Source organism: Bradyrhizobium sp. WBAH42 (assembly GCF_024585265.1).
Classification (GTDB): Bacteria; Pseudomonadota; Alphaproteobacteria; order Rhizobiales; family Xanthobacteraceae; genus Bradyrhizobium.
The window spans coordinates 7435142-7458007 of record NZ_CP036533.1; the positions used below are offsets into that span (position 1 = coordinate 7435142).

The window sequence follows — 22866 nt, forward strand, 5'->3', positions numbered from 1 at the left end:
ATGACACGCCCACGCACGTTGCTTCGCGACAATGTCCTTCGCCTCGCGGGCCTCATCTCGGTCATTGTTCTGTCGGTCCCCGCCTGCGCTCAACCGCTCGACGCCCGATTCCTGCTCGGTGTCGGCACCCATCAGGGGTTGGGCGGGCCGGTGAGCGCGCGGGGATACGTGCCTGCGGAGAACATCGCCCAGATCAAGCAACTCGGCCTCAATGCCTTCCGCGACGATTTCCCCTGGTCCGATTTCGAAACGGCGGGACGCCGGATGGGCTTCACGCCCAGACTGGGCCGGCTCGAGGCGCAGGTCAGATCCGGCATTGCGCGTCCGATGCTGATCCTCGCCTTCGGCCATCATCTCGTTCCGAATTCCTCGCCGCCGACGACCGATGAGGCGCGGCAGCGGTTCGCCGACTATGCGGCAGCGGCGGCGCAATCCGTCGTGGCGCAGCATCCCCTGTTCGAGCTCTGGAACGAGTGGAATCTGGCGGCAAAGAAAGATGCCGCATTCTCGCCGGAAAATTATCTGGCGCTGGCGCAAGTCGCGCGACCTGCGGTCAAGCGCGCGGCGCCGAATGCGCCATTCCTGGTCGGCGCCCTCGGTGACGATCTGGGCTGGGCGTGGACGGAGAAGATGCTGCGAACCGGCATTCTGCAGTATGCCGACGGCGCTTCGATCCATCTCTATAATTTCTGCATGGGCCCGAGCAAACGGACCTCGGCCGAGATCATCGAGCGGCTCACGGCGTTTCACCGCCTCGTCGGCCAGGCGAGCGGAAACCCCGACTTCCCGGTCTATGTCACCGAGACCGGATGGACCACGGCCAGCAACAAATGCGGCGTCAGCGAGCAGGCCCAGGCCGACAATAGTGCGCAGCTCATTCTGTGGGCGTCGACCGCGGCGCGCTGGCTCAAAGGCATCTGGCTCTACGAGCTCAAGGACAGCGGGCAGAATCCATCGGAGCTGGAGCACAATTTCGGGCTCTACCGTTTCGACAATTCGCCGAAGCCCGTCGCCTGCGCGGTCCAGGGCGCCTGGGCCTTCATCCGCTCCAGCCTGAGCGCCGAGAAGCGCGAGCTCGCCAGCGGCGTCGTGTCGATCAATGCAACGACGACGTCCGGCGCCAGAGTTGCGGTCTGGTCCGAGGCTCCCGACCGGCGTTACGAGGTCCGGCTCAAGGGCGATCAGGAAGGCGCAACGTTTGCGCTGCCGTGCGACTCGGCCGCAAGACCTGCGTCCGGAGCCTGGATTCCGGTTTCGAGCACGCCGGTTCTCATTGCAGCAAGCAACGGTGCCATGCCCTCCCTGGAGATAAGACCGGCGCGGTAAGCGCGATTTTGCAAGACATGAGGTTACGCCATGAAAGTTCTTTTGACGTCCACGCTTTATCCGACGCCTCAGGCCCCGAAGATCGTCGGCGGTGCAGAGATCTTCGCGCGGCGCTTCGCCGAGGGCCTGGCGCAGCGCGGAGACGAGGTCGAGGTGATCCGGGCCGCGTCCTCCCATGGGCAGGAGCGCGAAAGCTGCAACGGCATCAACGTCTATTCCGCGCCGGTCCAGAACATCTATCGGCCCTTCACCGAGCAGAAGAACACCGTCTTGCGCAGCATCTGGCATGCGGTCGACGACTGGCAGATTGAGGCGCCGCTGATCGCGGAACGCATCCGGGCCTTCAAGCCGGACGTGCTGCACTCCAACAATTTGTCGGGTCTCACCACCGCGATCTGGCGCGTCGCCGCCCAGCTCGGCGTGCCGGTGCTGCATACGCTTCACGACTATTATCTGACCTGCCCGCGCTGCTCGCGCTTCGACAAGGGACGCTCCTGCGAGCACACCTGCACGAGCTGCGGGATCCTGACCTTTCATCGCAAGCGGGCGACGCATTGGCTGAGCGCCGTGGTCGGCGTGAGCGAGCGCGTGCTGTCGATCCATACCGATATGGGCATGTTCGCGGAGACGCCGATCCGCACCGTGATCCGCAACGCCTCGACCGAGCCGCCGCGCGAGCCCTATCCTCGCCCGGTCTGCACCTCGGAAGTGACGTTCGGGTTCATCGGCCGCCTCACCGAGGAGAAGGGCATCGACAACCTGATGCATGCCCTTGCCATGCTGCCGCCCGAGCGCATCCGGATGATGATCGCCGGCCGGGTCAGCGAGGAGGAGCAACGCCGCCTCAGGGCGCTCGCGCCGCATGCGCGCATCGAGTTCATGGGCTTCGTGGCGCCGGACGATTTCTACCAGCAGGTCGACGTGGTGGTCGCGCCATCCATCTGGCACGACCCCGGTCCACTCGTCGTGGCAGATGCCAAGGCGGCCGGCAGGCCGCTGCTCGGAACGCGCTTTGGCGGCATGCCCGAGGTCATCGAGCACGGCGTGACGGGCTGGCTGACCGATGCCGATCCGCAATCCCTGGCCGACAGCATGCTGGCAGTCGCGTCTGATCCGCACAAGATCGACGAGATCAGCCGGCGCCTGATCGCGGATACCAACAAATGGATATTTGCCGACGTGCTGTCATCCTACAAGACTCTGTATGAGCAATTGCGCGAGCAGCGGATGTCGCGCATGCGCTCGGCAACCAAAGCGCCGCGGGCCGTCGGCAAGGAACGCCTCATTCCGAGATGACACGCCTCTTCGCGATGGCGGGCTACCTCTATCAGAGTGCCGCGGCGATCATCCTGATCTTCGCGATCAGTCACCTGTTGCCCGCCGCCGACTACACCAATTTCTCGCTGCCACTGGCCTCGAGCCAATTGCTCTGCGTCCTGATGTTCGAGTGGCTGCAGCTCGCCGGATTGCGTTTTCTGGCAGCAGCCGGGGAGGACGAGGCGGCGCGGCTGAGGTGGTCGCTCTTCGCCGCAGGCCTGTCGAGCGCGGCCGCGCTCGTCGTGGTCGGCAGCTGCGCATCGCTGGCCAGCGTGCTCCCGGCCGGGATCATCGCGCTGGGCCTCGGCATCTCCGTGCTTCAGGGCCTGACCGACCTCTATTTCCTGTCGGTCCGTCTGTCCGACCGACTGGGCATCGCCTCCTCTCTTCTGGCGTTTCGCGCCACCGCTCTCCTGACCGGGGCCGCCGCGGGAGCCGCGATTTGGGGAACGGCCGAGGCGGCGCTGCTCGGCGTCGGCGCGGGCCACGCGCTCGGCCTGCTCACCGGGCTGCTGGCCTATCGCACACCCCTGGAGCGCGTACCGCTGCGGAGGGTGCTGGCCGACTGGAAGGATTTCTCCCGCTACGGCATGCTGGCGGCGGGCGCGTCCGTCATCCATCTGTCGGTGCCGGTGCTGCTCCGCTTCATCATCATCGGCCGGCTGGGCGCGACGGGAGCCGGCGCCGGATTTTCGATCGCGCTCGACCTGCTGCAACGCCCGTTCTGGGTCCTCAATGCAGCGATCCACACCGTGAGCTATCCCGATGTGGTGAAGGACTTCGAACGCGGAACCGTCATGAAGTCGGTTCAATCGGCGCGGCGGATGTTCGAATTCATGGTCTGCACGACTCTCGTGCTGCTCGGCGGCCTGGTCGGCTTCATTCCGGATGCAGCCCGAATCCTGGTGCCGCGGGAGAGCCTTGATGGCTTCCTGACGACGGCACCTGTTGTCGCCGTCTTCTATTTCCTGCACACGCACCTCCAGGCGACCGTTGCGGTCGTTCCGCACCTGGAGAAGCGCGCGACGAGGCTCGTGGTCGTTGCGGCCGGCCAGCTCGCGATCGTCGCCGCCCTCGCGCTGGCCGCGACATGGGCCGGCCTGTCGCCGCGACAGGCAGTGGGCTGCGCTTGCCTCGCCACGCTCGCGACGATCCTGGTCGCGCTCGGCCCGACGCTGCGGTTCGAGGCATTCCCGCGCTGGTCCCTGGTCGTGCAGGCGCTGGCAGCCGCGGTCCTGATCGGATCGCTCGGCGCGATGCCGACCGAGCCGGCGGCCTGGCTCGCGGGCAAGATCATGATCGCCGCGATCGCAACGGCGATCGTCGGATGGCGCGGCGACTTTCTGATGCTGGCCCGCCGCGGTTAATCGGCGGCACGCATCGCTTCTTGCCGGACCTTGCGGATGGTCAAGCCGATGCTTGAGCCGAGCCGATCCAGTTCCCTCGCGAGACCGTCAGCCTTTCCCCAGAAGCCGAGGCACCAATACCCGGGAAAATACGGACACAACCAGTGCGTTAAAAAGCATCAACTTACCCGCCCATGAAGGCGGCATGGCTGCCGGCTCGCTGTGCAATCCTACGATCTCGGATCTTATGCGCATATATTCAGCAACGCAGATCATGAAAATCTTGAAAGCGCCTTCGTGACGCCACGCTGCACGGGCATCGCATCAAGCATTCTGCTGCGACTCGAGTCGATCTGTTCCTACGCAAGGAACCGCGTTTCACTCGCGATTTGTAGCTTCCATTTTTATCTGAAATTCACACTCGACAGAGAAGGTTGAACGCAAATCCCTGCGAGCAATTTCGTTCGCGCTGAAATTCGAGTGGGCAATGTCCGATCAAACAATCCTGTCTGCCAGCGGCTTCATCAACTCCATCGGCGTCAACACGCATGCCGGGTTCGGGTGGACCGGCTACAACAATCTCGCGCTGATGGTCGATGACCTCAAATATCTCGGCGTCACCCATCTCCGCGACGCGATGGGAACCAGCCCGGCTGCGCAACCGGTGGTCGAGGGCCTCGCCGCCGCCGGTTACAAGTTCGATTTCCTGGTTTCGTCCGCTTTGCCGCAGACGGGCACGGTCGGGCTGCAGAACTACATCGCCTCGCTGCAGAAATTCGCATCGAGCCATGCGGGCAGCATCAGCGCCATCGAGGGGCTCAACGAGGCCAATCACCAGCCCTTCAGCTACAATGGCAGCTCCAGCCTTTCGGCCGCGGCCCAGTTCCAGAGCGCGCTCTATCAGGCCGTCAATTCCAACGCCACGCTCGCCAGCATCCCCGTCTACAATCTGTCATTGGCCTACAACGATCCACAGGGCTACAAGCAGCTCGGCGACATGTCGGGCTCGGTCGACTATGCCAACGCCCACGCCTATGTCAGCACCAGCCTGACCACCGACAGCTCCATCGCGGCAACGCTCAGCGCCGTCATGACCGCGGCACCGGGAAAACCCGTCGTCATCACCGAGACCGGCTATACCACGCAGGCCAACACCCAATATCTCGGCGTCAACGAGACGGTGCAGGCCAAATCGATCCTGAACACGCTGGTCGATGCCTACAAGGCCGGCGTCAGCGCGACTTATCTCTACGAGCTGTTCGACCGCGACTCCTCGGCCGCCAACACCAACCCGGAAGCGAACTTCGGACTGTTCAATTCCGACGGCACGCCCAAGCTCGCCGCGACGGCGATTCACAATCTGACGACCATTCTGGCCGACGACGGCAAAGGCGGCCTGCAGCCGACTGACCCACTGAACTACACCCTGAGCAACATGCCGGCCACCGGCAACAGCATGGTGCTCGGCAAGAGCAACGGCGCCTACGAGCTCGTCGTCTGGGCCGAGCCGAAGCTCTGGAACGACGCCACCGATACCGAGCTGTCCAATGCAGCCCAGACGGTCACGGTGAACCTCGGCGCCGTCCATCATACCGTGAAGGTGTACGACACGCTGACGGGAACCACCGCGATCGCCAGCTATACCGACGTCAGCTCTATCACGATCCCGGTCAGCGATCACCCGCTGATCATCGAGATCGACGCGCCTGCGACCACGCCGACGCCGCCGGACACGCGGACCAGCGTCACCGGCACGGCGGCCGAGATCGTCCCGCAACTGTCCGACCTCAGCAAGTCGACGGCGCTGCAGACCATCACACTGACCGACTCACACGTCCTGCCGGTCGCCTCGAAGGCGACCATGGACTACATCATCTCCCATTACAGCAGCGCCCTCTCCAAGATCCAGGGCGGGTACTCGTTCTCGGTGACGAATACGGCCGCGACCTGGAGCAGCACGAAGACCTACAACGCCAGCGGAACGCTTGTGTCGAAGGCGGACACCGGCCTGAATTCGAACGGGCAGCCGACCTCGACCACCGTCGCCTACACCGACGGCTCCAAGGACCTGATCAGCTACACCTCGGGCGTGCAGACGAAATTCGTCCACATCGCCACCGACGGGACCCGGACCACCGACACCTACAACACGGCCGGCACGCTGCTGAGCGAAGTCGTGCAGAAGTCCGGCGGCTATTACTCCACCACGCTCTACACGAACGGCGTGAAGACCGCCGCCTACGTCAAGAATGCCGACGGCTCGCAGGACAACTACACCTACGGCATCACCGGCAAGAGCTTCACCACGCAGGTGCAGCACCTCGATGCCTCCGGAAAGGTCACCTCGGTGACCCGCAGCCACGCCGACGGCACGCTGGACTCGACCCAGGTCTACAACAGCGACGGCAGCAGCGTGATCACCACCTACAGCGCCACCGGCGTCAAGTTGGTGCAGACCACCTATCATTCCGATCACAGCAAGGACGTCTGGACCTACAACATCAAGGGCCAGAACTACACGACCGAGCACGACGTCTATAGCTCGACCGGCTTCCTCACCAACCTGACGCGCTTGCACAGCGACGGCAGCCTCGCCTTCAAGCTGGTTCAGACGCCCGACGGCACCAAGACGACCGACTGGTACAATGCCGCCGGCACCCTCACCAGCGAGGTGGTGCAGAAAGCCGACGGCAGCATGTCGACCACGGTCTACAGCAACGGCGTCAAGACCAACACTTACGTCAAGAACGCCGACGGCAGCCAGGACAATTACGCCTTCGGCATCACCGGCCAGAGCTACACCACGCTGATCCAGCACGTCGATCCCACGGGCAAGATCACGGAAGTGACCCGCAAGCATGCCGACGGCACGCTCGACTATACGCAGGTCATCAACGCCGACGGCAGCAGCGTCGTCACCAATTACGATGCGGCGGGAACGCGTATCAAGGAAGCCGATCTCCACGCCGACGGCAGCAAGGACGTCTTCCTCTTCAACATCAAAGGCCAGAGCTACACGACCGAGCACGACATCTACGATGCGAGCGGTTTCCTCACCACGCTGATCCGCAAGCACGCGGACGGCAGCATGGCGTTCAAGCTGGTGCAGAGCAGCGACGGGACCAAGACGACGGACTGGTACGACGCAAACGGCGTGCTCACCAGCGAGGTGCTGGAGAAGCCCAGCGGCTACAGCTCGACCACGGTCTATACCAACGGCGTGAAGACCGCGGCCTACATCACCAACGCCGACATGAGCCACGACAATTACAGCTACAACATCACCGGCCAGACCTATACGACGCAGTATCAGCACCTCGATCCGGCCGGCCGGACGACGGAGGTGATCCGCTGGCATGCCGACAACTCGCTCGATTACACCCAGGTGGTGAACAGCGACGGCAGCAGCGTCGTCACCAACTACGATGCATCAGGCGTCAAGAAGACCGAGACCGACTATCACGCCGACGGATCCAAGGACGTGTTCCAGTTCAACGTCGTCGGCCAGAACTACACCAACGAGCACGACACCTACGATACGACCGGCTTCCTCACCAACATCGTGCGCACCCACGCCGACAACAGCCTGGCCTTCAAGCTGGTGCAGAGCGCGGACGGCACCAAGACCTCGGACTGGTACGATGCCAACGGCGTCATCACCAGCGAGGTGACGACCAAGAGCGACGGTTACAATTCCACGACGGTCTACACCGCCGGCGTGAAGACCGCCGCCTACATCAAGAATGCCGACGGCACATCGGACAACTGGAACTACAACGTCACCGGGCAGTCCTACACCACCCAGCATCAGCACCTCGACGCCTCGGGCAAGCTGGTCGAGCTCACCCGGACCCACGCCGACGGCACGCTGGACTATACCCAGGTCATCCACAACGACGGCAGCAAGCTGACGGACATCTACAACAGTGCCGGCGTCAAGACCCAGGAGATCGCCAACAATGCCGACGGCACGAAGGACGTGTTCCTGTTCAACTTCAACGGACAGACCGGAACGACGCAGCACGAGAACTACAACAGCGCCAGCGCATTGCAGTTCTTCGATCAGACCAAGACCGACGGCACCCACAACGTCACGGCGGTCGCTGCCGGCGTGACGATCCAGGGCGGGGCCGGCAACGACGTGTTCTCGGCCGCGCCGAGCTCGACCACGATCGCCTACGATCACGGCCAGGACCAGGTTCTGAACTTCCAGGCCGGCGACGGCACGAGCCACGACGTGATCCAGATCTCGAAGCTCCTGGCCGCAGACTACAGCCACTTGCAGATGACGCAGTCCGGCACGAACGCGGTCATCACGTTCTCGGCCAACGACACGATCCTGCTGAAGAACGTCTATGTCTCGAACCTGACGAGCCACGATTTCCTGTTCGTCTGAGCTGGGCGCCATTTGCCCAAGCGGGCATCGACATCGCAGGGGCCGGGACCATGTTCCGGCCCCCTGTTCGTTTGCAGGGCGCCTGCCTCAATGATGAGCAGAGAGCTGGCAGCCATCCGCTATTGGATGGGCCGCATGAATTCGGACGGATGGCCGCGACGGCGCCGCGCCCTGCGAACTTGCGTCACAATTCGTCTCTAGAAGACAGACGACCCGCGCAAGGACTCCGAGGCCCGATGGAAGCCAGTGAAGCAAGACGTTTCGTCGTCCTCGACTTTTATCGCTTCGTTGCCGCCCTCGGCGTCTTCATCTTTCATCTCAAGATGATCGACCCGGGCATCTCGCCGGCCTGGAACGGGTCCTTCGGCCTGTTCGTGGACATGTTCTTCATCCTGTCCGGCTTCGTGATCTCCTACTCCTACCCGTCCGACGCGCGTGGTGTCAGGGCCTATTCCCGGTTCATGATCCGGCGCATCGCGCGGATCTATCCGCTGCACCTGTTGAGCCTGCTCGTCTTCGTGGTGCTGATCGGCGTCGGCCTCGAGCGCACGGCGCGATCAACCCCGCTGGACTTCCTCTACAACCTGCTGCTGCTCCAGGCCTGGGGCGTCACCAACCATCTCAGCTTCAACTCGCCGTCATGGTCGATCAGCGCGGAATTCTTCTGCTATCTGATCTTTCCGCTCCTGATGCTGCTGGCGCGCAAGGTCCAGCCGGTCATGCTCGGCGTCATCGTGGCGGCGCTCTATCTGGTCCTTGCCCACGGCCATCTGCCGATCTGGCAGGAGCGATCGCAGATGTACGGCGCCAATTTCGACTACGGCATGCTGCGCGCCTTGCCGAGCTTCCTCAACGGCATCCTGCTCGCCATCCTGTTCCGAATGTCAGGGCCCTACCGGCACAAGCCGGTCGTGTTCGCCGGCATCGCAATGTTCGGGCTCTCCGTGCTCGTGCTCAACGTCTTCGCCAAGCCGGATCTGGCCATTCTGCTGTTCTCCTGTGCCATCCTGCTCACCGCGGTTGGCGAAAGCGCCTTCAAGGAATTTCCCGGCGCGCGGCTGCTCGGACGGCTCGGCAACACCTCATACGCGATCTACATGCTGCACGACGCCATCCTTATTGCCGTGTTCAAGCCGCTATGGACCTGGCTCGAGCTGCGCCCGGACCAGTTCGGCCTGTTCGCCCTGGCATGCTGCGTAGTCCTCACCGTCATCGCGGACCGTACCTACGCCTATTTCGAAAATCCTGCCCGGCGCCTGATCAATCGCTGGGCCGACATCGGCGTCGCGTCGCCGCGCGCGACTCAGGCAGCCGAACCGGCGCTGCGCTTCGACAATACCGAGCGGGCGGTCAACTGACGCCTAAAGCGCGATGACGATTGATCCTAATCGCATCGCGCTTTAGGAGGCGTTCAGGCCACCTTGCCGTCGGCCTTCGCTGCCATCCGGATCGCGCTATCGCCGAGTAACGGTGCGATATTGGCACGCGACAGCTCCATGACATCAGGCAGCGCCTGGCGGACCTGGTCGCCGGCGGCCTCGTAGGCACCGATGAAGTGCTCCACAAACTGCTCGAAGCTGTCGCCGTTGAGGAACTGGGCCGGCGAGAGCAGCAGCTGCTCGCTGATGCCGAAATGCGCGAACAGGCCCTGGAACTTGTCCTGGTAGGTGATCGCGGCGACAGGCGTTCCCTGTCCGAGCGCCGCAATGGCGAGGTGCATGCGGCCGGTGATCACGCCGTCGACCAGCCCGACGACGGCCTTGATCTCGCCCGCCGACAGCGTCTGTTCGACATGGTGCACGTGCTCGCCGAGCGTGGGCTTGAGCCGGTCGGCCAGCGGCCGCAGGCAATTGTCGTCGGCGATCTCGGGGCGGTAGTCATGTGCAAGCAGCACCCAGCTTACATTGTGCTGCCGCGACAGCCGCTCCATGGCGCTCGCCGCGAGCTCAATCATCTTCCGCAGCTTGGCCGGCTCCGGCTTCTTGAACAGCATCGGGTGGATGTTGAAGACGAAGACCTTGCGACCCTGCGCGCGCTGTCGCGCGATCGTGGCCGCGATTGCCTTGACTGCGGCGGTGTCCGCTCGCGGCGTCAGCATGAACGCCGCGTCCGCCACGAGCCGGGCGCGCTTCCGGGCGAAGTCGTCGAAACGCCGGAGCGATATCGCATCGCGCAGATTGAGGACCACACCCGGATCGATCAGCCGGAACACCTCGCGCAGCGCCTTCGCGGGGCGGGAATTGAAGCTGAAGCCGAGCACGCTGACCTTGGCGCCGAACGCCGCCATCAGGTCGGCGACGAGCAGCATGCGCGCGGCATCCACCGGAGAATAATAGCCGTCGAGCACGTCGGCGCCCAGGATGACGCCGAAATCGGGACGGATGATCGAGAGCTCCTGCGCGACCGTCTCATAGGAAAACGGCTGCTTCCAGAGCTCGAGCGGCTTGAAGCCCATGACGCGGACGTCGGCGCTGGCCGCCGCGGTGGCGGTGACGATGTAGATCTCGAGATCCGGATAGGCCCGCTTCATCTCTCCGGCGGCCGCCTCGATCATGGCCTCGTCGCCGCGCGACTGATGAATGCTCCAGGGATCGGAGGGCAGCACCAGCAGACGGCGCGGATTGTTGCGCGGTGCGGCGTTGATGCCGACATCCTTCCGGGCGATCTGCCATCTGCGCAATTCGAGGAGATCGACCGCGAAGGGCGTGTTCTTCGCGCTGTTGAGCCAGCCTCGAAGCTGCCTGCGCACGGGTACGGGGATCAATTGCTTCACGTGGTCCTCCTCGTCTTCCTCAGGCGGTCGCACCGCGCTTCACGACGAAATCGATCAGGGAGAAGAGCTGCTTCCGCCAGAACAGCAGAATGCTCATCAGATAGGTCGCGCCGAAACATGACGACAGCAACCCCATCCGCAAATACGGGTTGATGTCCGGCGTCGCCGCGCGGCACAGCACGACCGCGCCATAGGCGAGGACGATGGCGCACAGGCAGCCCGCAATCGGACGCAGGAACTGGCTCCAGCTCAGGCCCAAGAGCCGGAGCGCCAGCGCGAAAGTCACGGGGGTCACCACGAGCTGCGCGAAGGCGAAGATCGTCGCCAGCTGGCCGATGTCGCGCGAGGGCAGCAGGAACATCGCAGGCACGACCGTGCAGAACTTGATGATGTTCAGCGCAAAGACGTAGTTCGGCTTGCCCAGCGCGCCGAAATAGGCGCTGTTGACGAACTGCACCGTCTGGATCGCGCCGACCAGCATCAGCGGCCGCATCACCGCTTCACTGCCGCTCCACTTCGCGCCGAACAGCAGCAGGGACACTTCCGGCGCGATCGCCGCAAGCAGCACGAAGATGGGCGATCCGACCAGCGCGCCGAGACTGACGCTGCGCAGGTAGGCCCCGGCAATCCGGTCGCGCTCATGCGCGATCTTGGACAGCGCGCTGAGCGCGACGTCCATGACCGCCTGGGTGAGCAGCTGCATCAGGATGATGTAGACCCGCGCACCGACCGTGTAGATGCCGAGGGCGGCGACGCCATAGAGCGACAGGATGATCATGTCGATGGTGCGAACGATGGCGAAATCCAGCAGCCGGTTCAGCACGACATGGACGCTATAGCCGGAGAGCTCGCGGAAGCTTCTGGCATCGTAGCCGCGCATCGGCAGCCAACGCGGCTGGCTCCAGAGCCACAGGCCGCTGACCGCGCTCTGAACCACCACCTGGATCACCAGGCTGAGCGCACCGAACCCGGCATAGGCGCAGGCAATTCCCACGACGCCGGAGATGGCGGTCGCCACCATGGTCCTGACCGCGAGCACGCGAAAATCCATCTGGCGCTTGTAGAGCGCCTCCTGGAACAGGGTCGCGGTGCCGATCGGAAGCGAGAGACTCGCGGCGGTGAGCAGCGGCGCGAGCCCCTTCACGTCGAACCAGCGCTCGATATCCGTCGCCAGGACAGCAATCAGAACCGCAAGGATCGTCGACGCTGCAAATGAGCAGAAGAACGGCAGCGTCACATCGGCAGGTTCGAGCGTTCGCCGCTGGATCAACGCATCACCGAAGCCGAATTCGGCGACCGAGCTCAAGAGCAGCAGGATGAAGGCGACGAGCGCGGCAACGCCGAAATCCGCGGGATTGAGCAGCCGGGCCAGCACCAGGAACAGCACGAAGGACAGCGCCCGGCCGCCCCAATTCTGGGCAAGCGACCAGAACAAGGCAATTACGACCTGATGCTGTTTGCCCGTGACGTTCATCAACAATTCGACCCAATTCCGACAGATCCAACCACAATCGTAAGCTAGACGCGTGGCATGCGATGCTGCCGCGACGTCACCATCTCCGATCACGGCGGAGCACTGAATGCTCGCGACAATACGACGGAGTGATGGCAATCAGATGAGTGCCGTCACGATTCCGATTTAGAGTGGAAGTGAGTTCAAATCGTGGACTACACTCCGATCAACTTTGCGAGTGATGCAAAATGGATGCCTTGATGAACCCGCCCGCCCAGCGTTCTCTCCGCAGCTCCAGGCGCTTGCGTGTGGCCATCTACGCACCGCATTTTGCGGAATATTCCTACCGTCTCGCGTCGGGATTGGCCCGCCATTGCGACGTCCGGCTGGTGCTCAACCGCAAAGACGCCAATCAGCAATGGGAACTGGCCGATATCGCCGTGACGGCTCCGTTCGAGACGAGAATTCGTGACTTGAGCCTGCGGCGCGGCGGCGCGATCGGCATCCCGGCCTCGTTCCTGGACATAATTTCGTTTCGCCCCGACGTGATTCATTGTCACGAAGTTCCGGAGATCTACACGTCCAAGCTGATCCAGTTTCTCCGTCCGCTCGGCATTCCCTTGGTGTTGACCGTTCACGATGCGATCCCGCATTCGGAAGGCGGCTCCGGTACGTCGCCGCGCGAAGATGCATGGCGGGGTCGCATGCGCGCGGTAGCATCGGTCGTCACCACGCATGGCGAGAGCTGCATCGCCGATTTTCGCAGCGCCTCGCCCGACTTCAAGGGCGAAATCGTCTCCAGCATGCACGGCGTGCTCATGGTCCCGCCGGCCGGAGGTGCGGTCACCGCGCCTGAGGCTGCACGCATCCTGTTTTTTGGGCGGATGTGGGCCTACAAAGGTCTCGACGTCTTCATCGATGCGATCGACATGTTGGCCAAGCGCGGTGTGGCTCATGAAGCGATCGTCGCCGGCCGCGGCCCCGAGATGACACGGCTCGGCGCGCGAATGGAGGCGATGCCGACGGTCAAGACCATCAACGCCTATATCTCGCCCGCGGATACCGGCCGACTGTTTCAATCCGCCACCGTGGTTGCCCTGCCCTATAAGGACGCATCGCAGAGCGGCGTGCTTGCATCGGCCTATGGCAATTCCCGGCCAGTCGTTGCCAGCGCCACCGGCGGCATTCCCGACGTCGTGACGGATGGCGTCAACGGGCTGCTGGTTCCGCCCGGCGATGCCCCGGCTTTGGCCGACGCACTCGAACGCGTGCTGACCTCCAAGCCGCTGGCCGCGACGTTAACCGAAGGCGCACGGCAGACCGCCGCCGGCCTTCTCAATTGGGATCGCATCGCCGAGCAGCTCCTTGGATCGTATCACCGGCTCGCCGGTCGCACCGTGAGTTGAGCGCGAGCGGCGCCCTCAAACCGATTGCTCGATCTGCGGCCGGAAGAACATGCCGCGGATCGCGCCGTCCAGCAATCGCCTCAGCCTGACCTCGATCAGCTCATAACTGATCGCGCTTGCGACCAACGACATCACCAGCCCAAGCCCGATGAAGCCGGCCCACAGCAGCCAGCGGTCGACGCCGACGGCGACCAGCTTCAGGCCGATCACCTGCAGGGGGAAGAGCACGAAGGGGTGCACGAGATAGAGGCTGTAGCTGATCTTGCCGACATATTGCAGCGCCGGTGCGCTCAGAGCTTTGCCGAGGCCGGAGTCCGGAGCAAGCACCATGCCGAACAGCAGAAATCCGGGGATGAGCCCGACGAAGGGGTGAAACAACACCAGGCTCGCATATAGCGCAGCTCCGCAAGCAAGGCCGGCGACCAAGCCGGCCCGCCCCGGAATCGAGATGCGAAATCCAGTGGCGCTGAACAGCATGCCGATACAGAAGAAGGCGGTGATCGGCCAGTGCATCAGGCAGGCGATGCCAAGCAGCAGCAAAGGCGCCGCCAGCAATCTGCCACCGGTGCGCCAGACCGAGAACGTCAGCGCAAACCAGATGTAGAACGCCCACTCATAGGTCAATGTCCAGGCGTTCTGCTGGGCGATCGGCAGGCCGAGCGCGTCCTGCACGAAGAAGAGATTGGCCGCGAAGATCGCGAGATAGTTGCTCAGGTCGATGCCGCGGAAGAACTTGTACGCCACGATCGGACCGATCGCGAACAGCGCAAGATGCAGCACGACGAACACCGGCATGATGCGCAGGACGCGATCGAAGAAGAACCGCGACAACGACCCGTGCCGCACCAGGCTCGCCGGGATCAGGAAGCCGCTGATCATGAAGAACAGCTCGACGCCGTGCCCGCCGACATTGATCACCGATTGCAGCCAAGCCCAGAGCGGCGGCAGGAAGCCGGGATCGGGGATGTCGTACATGCCGCCCTTCGGCATGTCGTAGAAATGGTCCATCAGCACACTCAGCGCGGCGATGCCGCGCAGGCCCTGGACCGACGGAACGAACGACCCGTCATAGGCGGCGCCCGGCTGGTGCGGTGTCTTGATCACTCCGCGGCACCCTGAGTGCTGAGAGCGGGCTCGAGAACGACCGGCTTCCGTCGCGCCGAGCGGAACCTCTGCCCGAAGGAAATGCAGGGCTTTTCGACGAAGGCGTAGGTCATCCAGCTGACGAGGATCGACAACGCCAGGATCACGCCCATGAAGATCGACCATCCGAGCGGCCCGTCGCCGAACCAAACGAGGCGATGGACGGCGACGATCACGAACGGCGACATCAGGTAGACCGAATAGCTGATGACGCCGACGAACGCCATCGGACGCCACGCCATTCGCTCGCCGAACACGGCAAAGGCGATGAAGACCAGCGCCGCGCAGACATAGGCCGATCCGATCGAATAGCTGTAGAAGAAATTCTCGTGGTACACGCCTCCGAAACGCCGGTCGGACAGGGTGGCGGCGAAGACCGCATACAGCAGGGTGCAGACGGCCACATGGGTCCATCGCAGCTTGCCACCAATGACGGTGTCACGGATGATCTTGCCGAGGAACATCGCCGACAGGTTCAACCCGACCTCCATCACCGACGAGACGGCCCTGTTCTCGACCCAAAGCGCAGCGGTGGTTCCGACCAGAGCGGCTGCGATGACGATCGTCACCGCCGTGAAGCGCTGGTTCAGCAGCCCCATTGCAAAGAGGATCGTGCATCCGACGTAGAACAAGAGCTCGATCGCCAGCGTCCAGTAGAACACCCAGAGGTTCGGGACGTTCACGAACGTCTGCAACATCGTCACGTTGGCGGCAATCTGCCCCAGCGGATAGACTTTCGAGTCGAAGAGCTGCATCGTCACGAGCCCGACGACGAGCGATGTCCAGTAGGCCGGATAGAGCCGGAAGAAGCGGCTGATGGTAAAATCCCGCACGGGCGTGGCGCTGTCCGGGAAGCTGAACGGAATGACGAAGCCGCTGACGAAGAAGAACAAGACGACGCCGAACCGGCCGAAGTTCATGTAATAGCCGAACACGTCGTGGATGGGCCAGTAATAGGCGCCCGTCGGGTGCTTCTCGACGATCACCTCGAATACGTGCTGGACCAGGACCGACAACACGGCAATACCGCGCAGCGTGTCGATGAATGCGAGCCGTCTATGCATCGTTCGTTCTCACCTGCTTCCGCTCGCCGCCGGTAGATCCGGGCGGAAGCCATCCAGTGGCGGCACCACCGGTGGCCGCATGACGATTGGCACGGCGTCGGCCCCACGTGCAGAGGTCGCACGCCGCGAGAACACTTCGCTGAAGCTCAGCGCGATGATCAGAAGGCCGGAGGCGGGGCCGTAGTTCAAGACCGTGATCGTGAACAGGTTGACGATGAAGAGCAGCGTCAGCTTGTACACGTCAGTCGCACCGAATGTTGCCCGGAACACCATCACCATGAATGCGACGAAGGGAAGACCGAACATCAGGTACGTCCCGATGTAGAAATTGTCGACCGGCACCCAAAACGGCGCGAGCGGCGAGAACAGCTGCTGCGGATAGTTGAAGCAGCCCGCGCCGCAGCCGGTCACCAGGCCGACCGGCATGAGCTGGCTCAGGTAGATGAACGGCTTCTGCCAACTGTTGTTGATGCGATCGAGGATGCTGAACAAGGTCGAATGCGGCACGGCGGCGGTGCCGGACGCGACCACGATCATGAAGAACGGCACGAAGATCGAGGCGAAAGACCATTGCGCGATGGATCGGATGGCGGGGAAGCGTGACTTTTCCGGCAGCATCCGCACGAACACCAGCAAGAGCAAATAGAGCACCAGGACGATCATGGTCGTCTTGCTCGTGGTCAGCTTGATGGCATAGATCGCGATGGAGCCGAACAGGAGGCACCACGTCGTGCTCTTGCGAATGGAGGTGATCGCGAACGACACCAGGATAAAGAAGGCGGCCATGGTATTGTCGGCCGCAAAGCCCATCAGGCGCTGGTCGTCGCCGCCATAGGCCCACCACAGCCGGCCGGCTTCGCGGACGGCGCCGAAGGATTCGTATTTGTAGCCGACCCAAGGCATCAGGTAGAATTTCGTCAGGAAGACGCCGATCACGGACAGGTAGAACGTCACGGCGATCACCGAAAGCAGCTTGCGGTATGAGCCGAGGCTCGAATCGCAGAAACAAAATCCGACGAAGACCGGCAACATCATCTTGAAGGACGAGATCGCTGCGTTCGTCGTCCCCAGCATGAAATAGCCGAGCACGAGCGACAGCATGATCTGCACGAGCACCAGCAGGGCCAGAGTGCTACGATTACGCAGGATGCAATGGACGAAGAACTGGGCCAGACACAGAAGCGCAACGGCGTCGGGCAGATACCACAGCGGATTCAAGTGATAGATGCTGGTGTAGTAGCGGATGACGCCGCCGAAGGCGTCGCGGATCAGATAGACGCCGAGCGCGATCGCCTCGATGTTGAGGCTGATCAGCGTCATTTTCGGCCGGTTCAGCGCGAGGATGGTCATGTCCGGCTCAGTTCGTCGGCCGCGCCGATGGCGCCGGAGAGGCGGAGAAATCGGTCCGGCTACCCAGAGCGTTCCGCATCCACCTGCCGCCGGGAATCTCGACGTAGCGATAAGTGAAGTGCGAAACCACGAGCACGGCGGCAAGCGAGACCACGAGATTCAGCGTGGCCGGCAGGCCCGCCCAGACCGAATCGAGAGCGGCGATCCGCCCGGCCCCGAGCGCCCGCACGAAATACTCGGACAGCAGCACCACGAGCGCGTGCACCATGTAGATCGAATAGGAGCGGCGTCCGAGCCAGACCAGCGGCCCCGCCACCAGCATCCGCGGAACGAGAATCGCATCGGGAAAGGCGAGCAGGCTGCCGAGGAAGATCGCAAACGTCACCGGCGCGAGGAAGGTCGCAGCGGGATTCGTTTCCGCCAAGCTCACCAGGACAACGCTGGCGATCATGGCGGCGAGCTGCACCAGGCCCTGGACGGCCGGGCCCGGCTTGGCCGGCAGGCGATCGACGATCCGCACCGTCAACACGCCCAGAAAGAAGCTCACGAAGCAGCGCAGAATGCCGAAATCGGTCTGAAGCCCGAGGCTTCTCTTATCGAGCACGAAGATGATGACGACGAGGCTAGCCACCGCGACCAGGCCGCAGAGAACGTAGAACCACAGCAGGGAGCGCATGCGCTGGGCAAACAGGACGATCAGGCCAAACACCAGATATGTGTAGAACTCGACGCTGATGCTCCAGCTCGGCGCATTCCAGCTGAGATAGTCGATGAAGCCCATCGAGTGCAGCAGAAAGACGTTGAGCACGAACGAATAGGCGTTGTTCACCTCGAAGGCCGCCGGCGCGGCCACGACGACGCCTGCCATGACCAGGCTGATGCGCAGGAGGCGAAACAACAGATTGGCAACCAGCATGACGATATGCAGCGGATAGACCCGCGCCAGGCGCCGCACCATGAATTCGCGTAGCGAGAAGCGTCCGAAGTCGCTCTCGACGTAGCTGAGCGACATGACGATCCCGCTGAGAACAAAGAACAAGTCGACCAGCAGCCAAGCGCTTCGGAAGAACGAGCAATTGATCCACGCATTGTGCGGAAACGCCGCGAGGAATGTCGGCATCAGCAGGAGATGGTGAATCACCACCGACGTCGCGGCGATCCCCCGAATGCTGTCGAGCGGCAGGACATGTGCCTTCTCACGATGAACCAACTCCGTCACATCAACATTCCATAGCTATTGCACCGCAGCAGTGTGTATCAGGTCTCGCGCATGTTCAATCGCCGCGATCCCACGACTCGCACGCGATGCATGACGACCGACGATACTTTCAGTGCTCGCAGATCATTCGGACATGCGAGCGCCAACTTCACGCCACTTTTTGTTTGAGACGCCGCGTGCTTCGGGCGCAAATTTCATCAGCCGTGATGATTGCGAGTATTTGCGTGGAAAGTGTGCGCGAAATTCGGCGCTGATGCGATGAAGAGCGGCGCGTATGAGATTGATCCGTCTGCGCATGGATGCGGCAATGAAAAATTTTTTATGCGAGGGAACAATAGTCGCGCGCTTCGACTTGTGTCGGTTTTGCGACGTGGCGGCCTGCGAGTGCCTGATATGTTTTCAAGTTGCAACATTCGTGAGCGCGATATGCCAATCTCGCAGGCATTGTAAATCGTGCTTTTGCAACCGGCGCAAATTCGAGCAACGTGGTGCGGCATGGACGTTCGCGCTCCAGCTTTTGCGCCGCACAAAAAGATGACACAGTTACCTGCCAAGTTTCGCCTGTTCTCCAATTGCAACAGAAGCAAGGAACACGGATGGGCCGCGGACTAACACGTCGTCATGCACAACCGCGATGGCTACCGACTGTCTTGATAGGTTCTGCGCTGATCGTCTCGAGCGCCGATGCTTGCCGCGCTCAGTGCGTCGAATTTTCGGACCGCGCCTCGCAACTGGAACTCGACACCTTCGTGAAGTCGCCCTCCTCGCTTCTGGAGCGACTGCGCAATGACAAGGAAAAGTTGCGGTACCGGCTCGCGACGCTGATTGCGACCAATCCGTCTTTGCTGCCGTCGGTGCAGACGCTTATTTCGGCATCGGCTTCGAGCGATCGTTCGGCCATCGGCGCCGCGTTGCGGATCGCCGAAGGGCGGTGCACGACGACGAAGCCGGATGCCGCGCGCAAGATCAGGGATTTCGCGCAGCGGATCGGCGATCTCAACGTGCAGTCTGGTTATGCCGCCGCGGGCGAAGACAATTCCGGCGTCCAGGCGCAATCGCAGATCAAAGGCCCGGCCCAACCGCCCCGAGGCGGCGGCCTGCTCGACGGCGAGTGGAAGACCAAGCTGGCCAATCCATTCAAGCCCGTCCCCCTTCCGAATTGATCGATGATGACCAAAGGCAGCGAATTAGCACATGTACCAGCCTAGAGAACATTTCCAGTCGGGACACCGATTCGGCATCGAATTCGGCGGGGCAGTCCTCAGCTTCGAGCGTGTGGCCGATGTGCTCCGCCGCCAGTGGCCGATCATCGCGGCGTGTGTCGGAGCTTCGCTGGCGCTGGTAATGCTGTATCTGGTCACGGCGCAACCCATGTATACGGCGAACGCCCGCATCATGATGGACACGCGCCAGGCGCAGGTGCTGGACAAGGACAGCAACGCCAGCAGCGCCCTGATCGACACCGGTTATGTCGACAGTCAGGTCGAAGTCATCAACTCGGACGATCTGATCCTGTCCGTCGTCCGTCGCCTGAAGCTGACGGAGGATCCGGAGTTCAACGGCTCCAATCCGGGCCTTCTCTCCCTGATCATGGGCAAGATCACCTCGCTGTTCGGCTCCGGCGAGCCGGCGTCACAGGAGCGAATCGAACATGCCGTGGTCGAGCAGGTTCAGAAGAACCTGCGGACGGAGCGCGTGCTGACGACCTATGTCCTGTCGCTGAACTATCGCGCGCGGAGCCCGGACAAGGCCGCCAAGATCGCCAACGCCATCGCCAATGCCTACCTGGTCGGCGCTCTCGAGGCCAAATATCAATCCACCAAGCGGGCCACCGAATGGCTTCAGCAGCGCAGCATCGAGCTGAGCGAGCAGGCGTCGGCCAGCGATCGCGCCGTGCAGACCTTCAAGGCCGAGCACAACATCGTCGGAACCAGCCGCGGCCTGATGTCCGAACAACAATTGTCGGACCTCAACACCCAGCTGGTTCAAGCGCGGGCGTCGACGGCCGAAGCCAAGGCCCGGCTCGACCGGATCACCGCGATTTCGGACCAGGACGTCGCACAATCGACGGTGACCGATGCTCTCAACAACTCGGTCATCACCCGCTTGCGCGCCCAATATCTCGACCTCCAGGCCCAATATGCCGACTGGTCCAGGCGCTACGGCAAGGGCCATCTTGCGGCGGTGAACCTGGCCAACAAGATGGAGGAGCTGCGCAAGAACATCGCCGATGAGCTGCATCGGATCGGCGACGCCTATCGCAGCGACTATGAGATCGCAAAGAGCCGCGAGGCCTCGCTCGAAAAGAACGTGAAGGAGCTCGTCGCCCAGGCCGGCGATACCGGCCAGGCCGCAGTCAAGCTGCGCGATCTCGAAAGCGCCGCCGACACTTATCGCAATCTCTACAACAATTTCCTCGAGAAGCTGCAGAGCGCGACGCAGAATCAGAGCTTCCCGCTGAGCGAATCGCGCCTCATCAGCACCGCCACCAAGCCCGATCGCAAGAGCTCGCCGCGCACGGTCCTCGCGCTGGTGGGGGGCCTCGTCGGCGGCCTCTGTCTCGGCTTCGGCGTCGCCTTTGCACGCGAGCTGCTGAGCGACGTGCTGCGAACCCCCGGCGAGGTCGAGGACGAGCTCGGCGTGAAGTGCCTCGGCGTCCTGCCCGATATCGGTCCGGCCACGAAGACCGGCGCATCCGATGTGTCTCGCTACGTCGTCGACCATCCGTTCTCGCGGTTCGCCGAGACACTGCGCAATATCAAGGTGTCGATCGATGTCGCGCGCCTGACCCGCGAGATCAAGGTGATCGGCATCGTCTCTTCCCTTCCCAAGGAAGGAAAGACGACCGTCGCTGCGAATTTCGCGCAATTGATCGCGCTCACGGGCCATCGCACGGTTCTGATCGACGGCGACCTGCACACGCGCTCGCTGACGCGGGAGCTCGCGCCCAACGCCAAGAGCGGGCTCGTGGAGGCACTCAACGACCCCGCGAGCCTCGGCTACCACGTGCAGCGGAGCAAGGAGACGGGACTGGATTTCCTCCCCTCCGTCGTGGCGTCCCGCATGGTGAATTCCGCCGACGTCATCGGCTCGAAGGCGATGGCCGAGCTGCTCAAGGTGCTGAGGGAGCACTACGAGTACATCGTGATCGATCTCGCCCCGGTGATGCCGGTGGCGGACTCCAAGGCCGTCAGCCTCCTGATCGACGCCATGGTCTACGTCATCGAATGGGGGCAGACGACGCGAAGCGCGCTACAGGAGTCGGTTTCCGGGTCGGAGGTCCTGCAGAAGAAGCTGCTCGGCGCCGTGCTCAACCGCGCCAATCCGAAGATGCTCAAGCGCATCGAGGCCTACAAGGGCAAGCACCACAACAGCTATTACGTCGAGCACGCCTAGAGCGAGGTCCAGCCGAACTGAGCGATCTTAAGGCCCGCAGCCGTCTGGCAGCGGGCCTTATTCGTGCTTGGCGGTCGCTGGAATGGCGTCGCGTGCGCCCTCGCACACGGACCGGAGATGCGGCAAGCGCGCCGGACCTGCGCGCGAGTCCGTATTCGTCCGGAATCCACAACTTGCAGTTATTGCTCTAGCCAAAAGCAAGGATTGACGGGTACGGTGGTCGCCGGAACAATGCGCCGAGGGACAATCATCCGTCGATAAGACGAGACAATCCGAGCTTGATGCCTGAAAATGCCGAAACTTTAGGCATCTTTCTTTCTCGGTTCCCCGAGGCTAATCTCGGCTCATACTCGCAGTTCTTTTCCGGTAGGCTCGGATGCTGATCGTCCTGACGATTTTGACTATTTGGGTTCTGCTCAACATTCTATTCGTGTTGATCGTGGTCCCTCCACGCAAGCCGCTCCGCCAACCCATGGCGACGACGCTCTCACCCGCGCCCATCGACCCGAGCCGGCGCCAGATCGAGCAGGACGAGCCTTTCTCGATCCGCCACGTCATCGTCTCCGTCGCGATGGGCGCCTTCTTCGTGCTCGTGCCGCCGCTGCTCGCCCTGCGCGATGCGATCATGCGGCTCCTCGGCAAGCCCCCGCAGAATAAAACCTGAGGCCCCCGGGGGG

At 62.8% G+C, this 22866-nt stretch carries 15 protein-coding genes; 9 read left to right on the plus strand and 6 right to left on the minus strand.

Features of this window, described 5'->3' with window-relative positions:
• The 5 genes from DCG74_RS35000 (at position 1) to DCG74_RS35020 (ending at position 9743) form a co-directional block, all read left to right on the plus strand.
• Complete coding sequence (locus DCG74_RS35000) at positions 1 to 1326, plus strand: cellulase family glycosylhydrolase (RefSeq protein WP_172785811.1); 1326 nt, start codon at positions 1 to 3, stop codon at positions 1324 to 1326.
• Positions 1327 to 1356: 30 nt separating this feature from the next.
• Complete coding sequence (locus DCG74_RS35005) at positions 1357 to 2622, plus strand: glycosyltransferase family 4 protein (RefSeq protein WP_172785810.1); 1266 nt, start codon at positions 1357 to 1359, stop codon at positions 2620 to 2622.
• Entirely contained in the window at positions 2619 to 4010 is a 1392-nt protein-coding gene (locus DCG74_RS35010) for a hypothetical protein (RefSeq protein WP_172785809.1), read from the plus strand. Before DCG74_RS35005 ends, DCG74_RS35010 begins: the two co-directional genes overlap by 4 nt.
• 466 nt (positions 4011 to 4476) lie before the next feature.
• A complete protein-coding gene (locus DCG74_RS35015; protein ID WP_172785808.1) occupies positions 4477 to 8385 on the plus strand; it encodes an RHS repeat protein in 3909 nt (1302 codons plus the stop codon).
• A gap of 236 nt (positions 8386 to 8621) precedes the next feature.
• Positions 8622 to 9743 carry an acyltransferase gene (locus DCG74_RS35020; protein WP_172785807.1) on the plus strand — a complete coding sequence of 374 codons (1122 nt, stop codon included), beginning with the start codon at positions 8622 to 8624 and terminating at the stop codon, positions 9741 to 9743.
• Between the two features lie 53 nt (positions 9744 to 9796).
• On the opposite strand, the gene DCG74_RS35025 is transcribed toward DCG74_RS35020, so the two are convergent.
• Together DCG74_RS35025 and DCG74_RS35030 are read right to left on the minus strand one after the other, a co-directional pair.
• The gene (locus DCG74_RS35025) at positions 9797 to 11158 is read right to left on the minus strand and encodes a polysaccharide pyruvyl transferase family protein (protein ID WP_257187478.1); all 1362 of its coding nucleotides are present in this window, start codon (positions 11156 to 11158) and stop codon (positions 9797 to 9799) included.
• 19 nt (positions 11159 to 11177) lie between these two features.
• A complete protein-coding gene (locus tag DCG74_RS35030) occupies positions 11178 to 12632 on the minus strand; it encodes a lipopolysaccharide biosynthesis protein (protein WP_172785805.1) in 1455 nt (484 codons plus the stop codon).
• Between the two features lie 287 nt (positions 12633 to 12919).
• Here DCG74_RS35030 and DCG74_RS35035 point away from each other — a divergent pair, with 287 nt between their 5' ends.
• Complete coding sequence (locus DCG74_RS35035) at positions 12920 to 14017, plus strand: glycosyltransferase family 4 protein (RefSeq protein ID WP_257187479.1); 1098 nt, start codon at positions 12920 to 12922, stop codon at positions 14015 to 14017.
• Between the two features lie 15 nt (positions 14018 to 14032).
• Here DCG74_RS35035 and DCG74_RS35040 read toward each other — a convergent pair whose 3' ends face one another.
• From DCG74_RS35040 to DCG74_RS35055, 4 genes are read right to left on the minus strand one after another with little or no spacing between them, the layout of a single operon-like run.
• Positions 14033 to 15121, minus strand: coding sequence for an acyltransferase (locus DCG74_RS35040; RefSeq protein WP_172785803.1), 1089 nt, complete (start codon positions 15119 to 15121; stop codon positions 14033 to 14035).
• Positions 15118 to 16224 (minus strand): acyltransferase, encoded by a 1107-nt coding sequence (locus tag DCG74_RS35045; protein WP_172785802.1) that lies wholly within the window; start codon positions 16222 to 16224, stop codon positions 15118 to 15120. Before DCG74_RS35045 ends, DCG74_RS35040 begins: the two co-directional genes overlap by 4 nt.
• Positions 16225 to 16233: 9 nt before the next feature.
• Entirely contained in the window at positions 16234 to 17574 is a 1341-nt protein-coding gene (locus tag DCG74_RS35050; RefSeq protein ID WP_172785801.1) for a hypothetical protein, read from the minus strand.
• 7 nt (positions 17575 to 17581) lie between these two features.
• A complete protein-coding gene (locus DCG74_RS35055) occupies positions 17582 to 18793 on the minus strand; it encodes an acyltransferase (RefSeq protein WP_257187480.1) in 1212 nt (403 codons plus the stop codon).
• Positions 18794 to 19389: 596 nt separating this feature from the next.
• On the opposite strand from DCG74_RS35055, the gene DCG74_RS35060 reads away from it, so the two are divergent.
• The 3 genes from DCG74_RS35060 to DCG74_RS35070 all read left to right on the plus strand — a co-directional run bounded on the left by DCG74_RS35060 (position 19390) and on the right by DCG74_RS35070 (position 22853).
• Positions 19390 to 19956, plus strand: a complete 567-nt coding sequence (locus tag DCG74_RS35060; protein WP_246708843.1) for a hypothetical protein — start codon at positions 19390 to 19392, stop codon at positions 19954 to 19956.
• 31 nt (positions 19957 to 19987) lie between these two features.
• Complete coding sequence (locus DCG74_RS35065) at positions 19988 to 22189, plus strand: Wzz/FepE/Etk N-terminal domain-containing protein (RefSeq protein ID WP_172785800.1); 2202 nt, start codon at positions 19988 to 19990, stop codon at positions 22187 to 22189.
• Between the two features lie 376 nt (positions 22190 to 22565).
• The gene (locus tag DCG74_RS35070; protein WP_172785799.1) at positions 22566 to 22853 is read left to right on the plus strand and encodes a hypothetical protein; all 288 of its coding nucleotides are present in this window, start codon (positions 22566 to 22568) and stop codon (positions 22851 to 22853) included.
• Positions 22854 to 22866 lie beyond the last annotated feature (13 nt).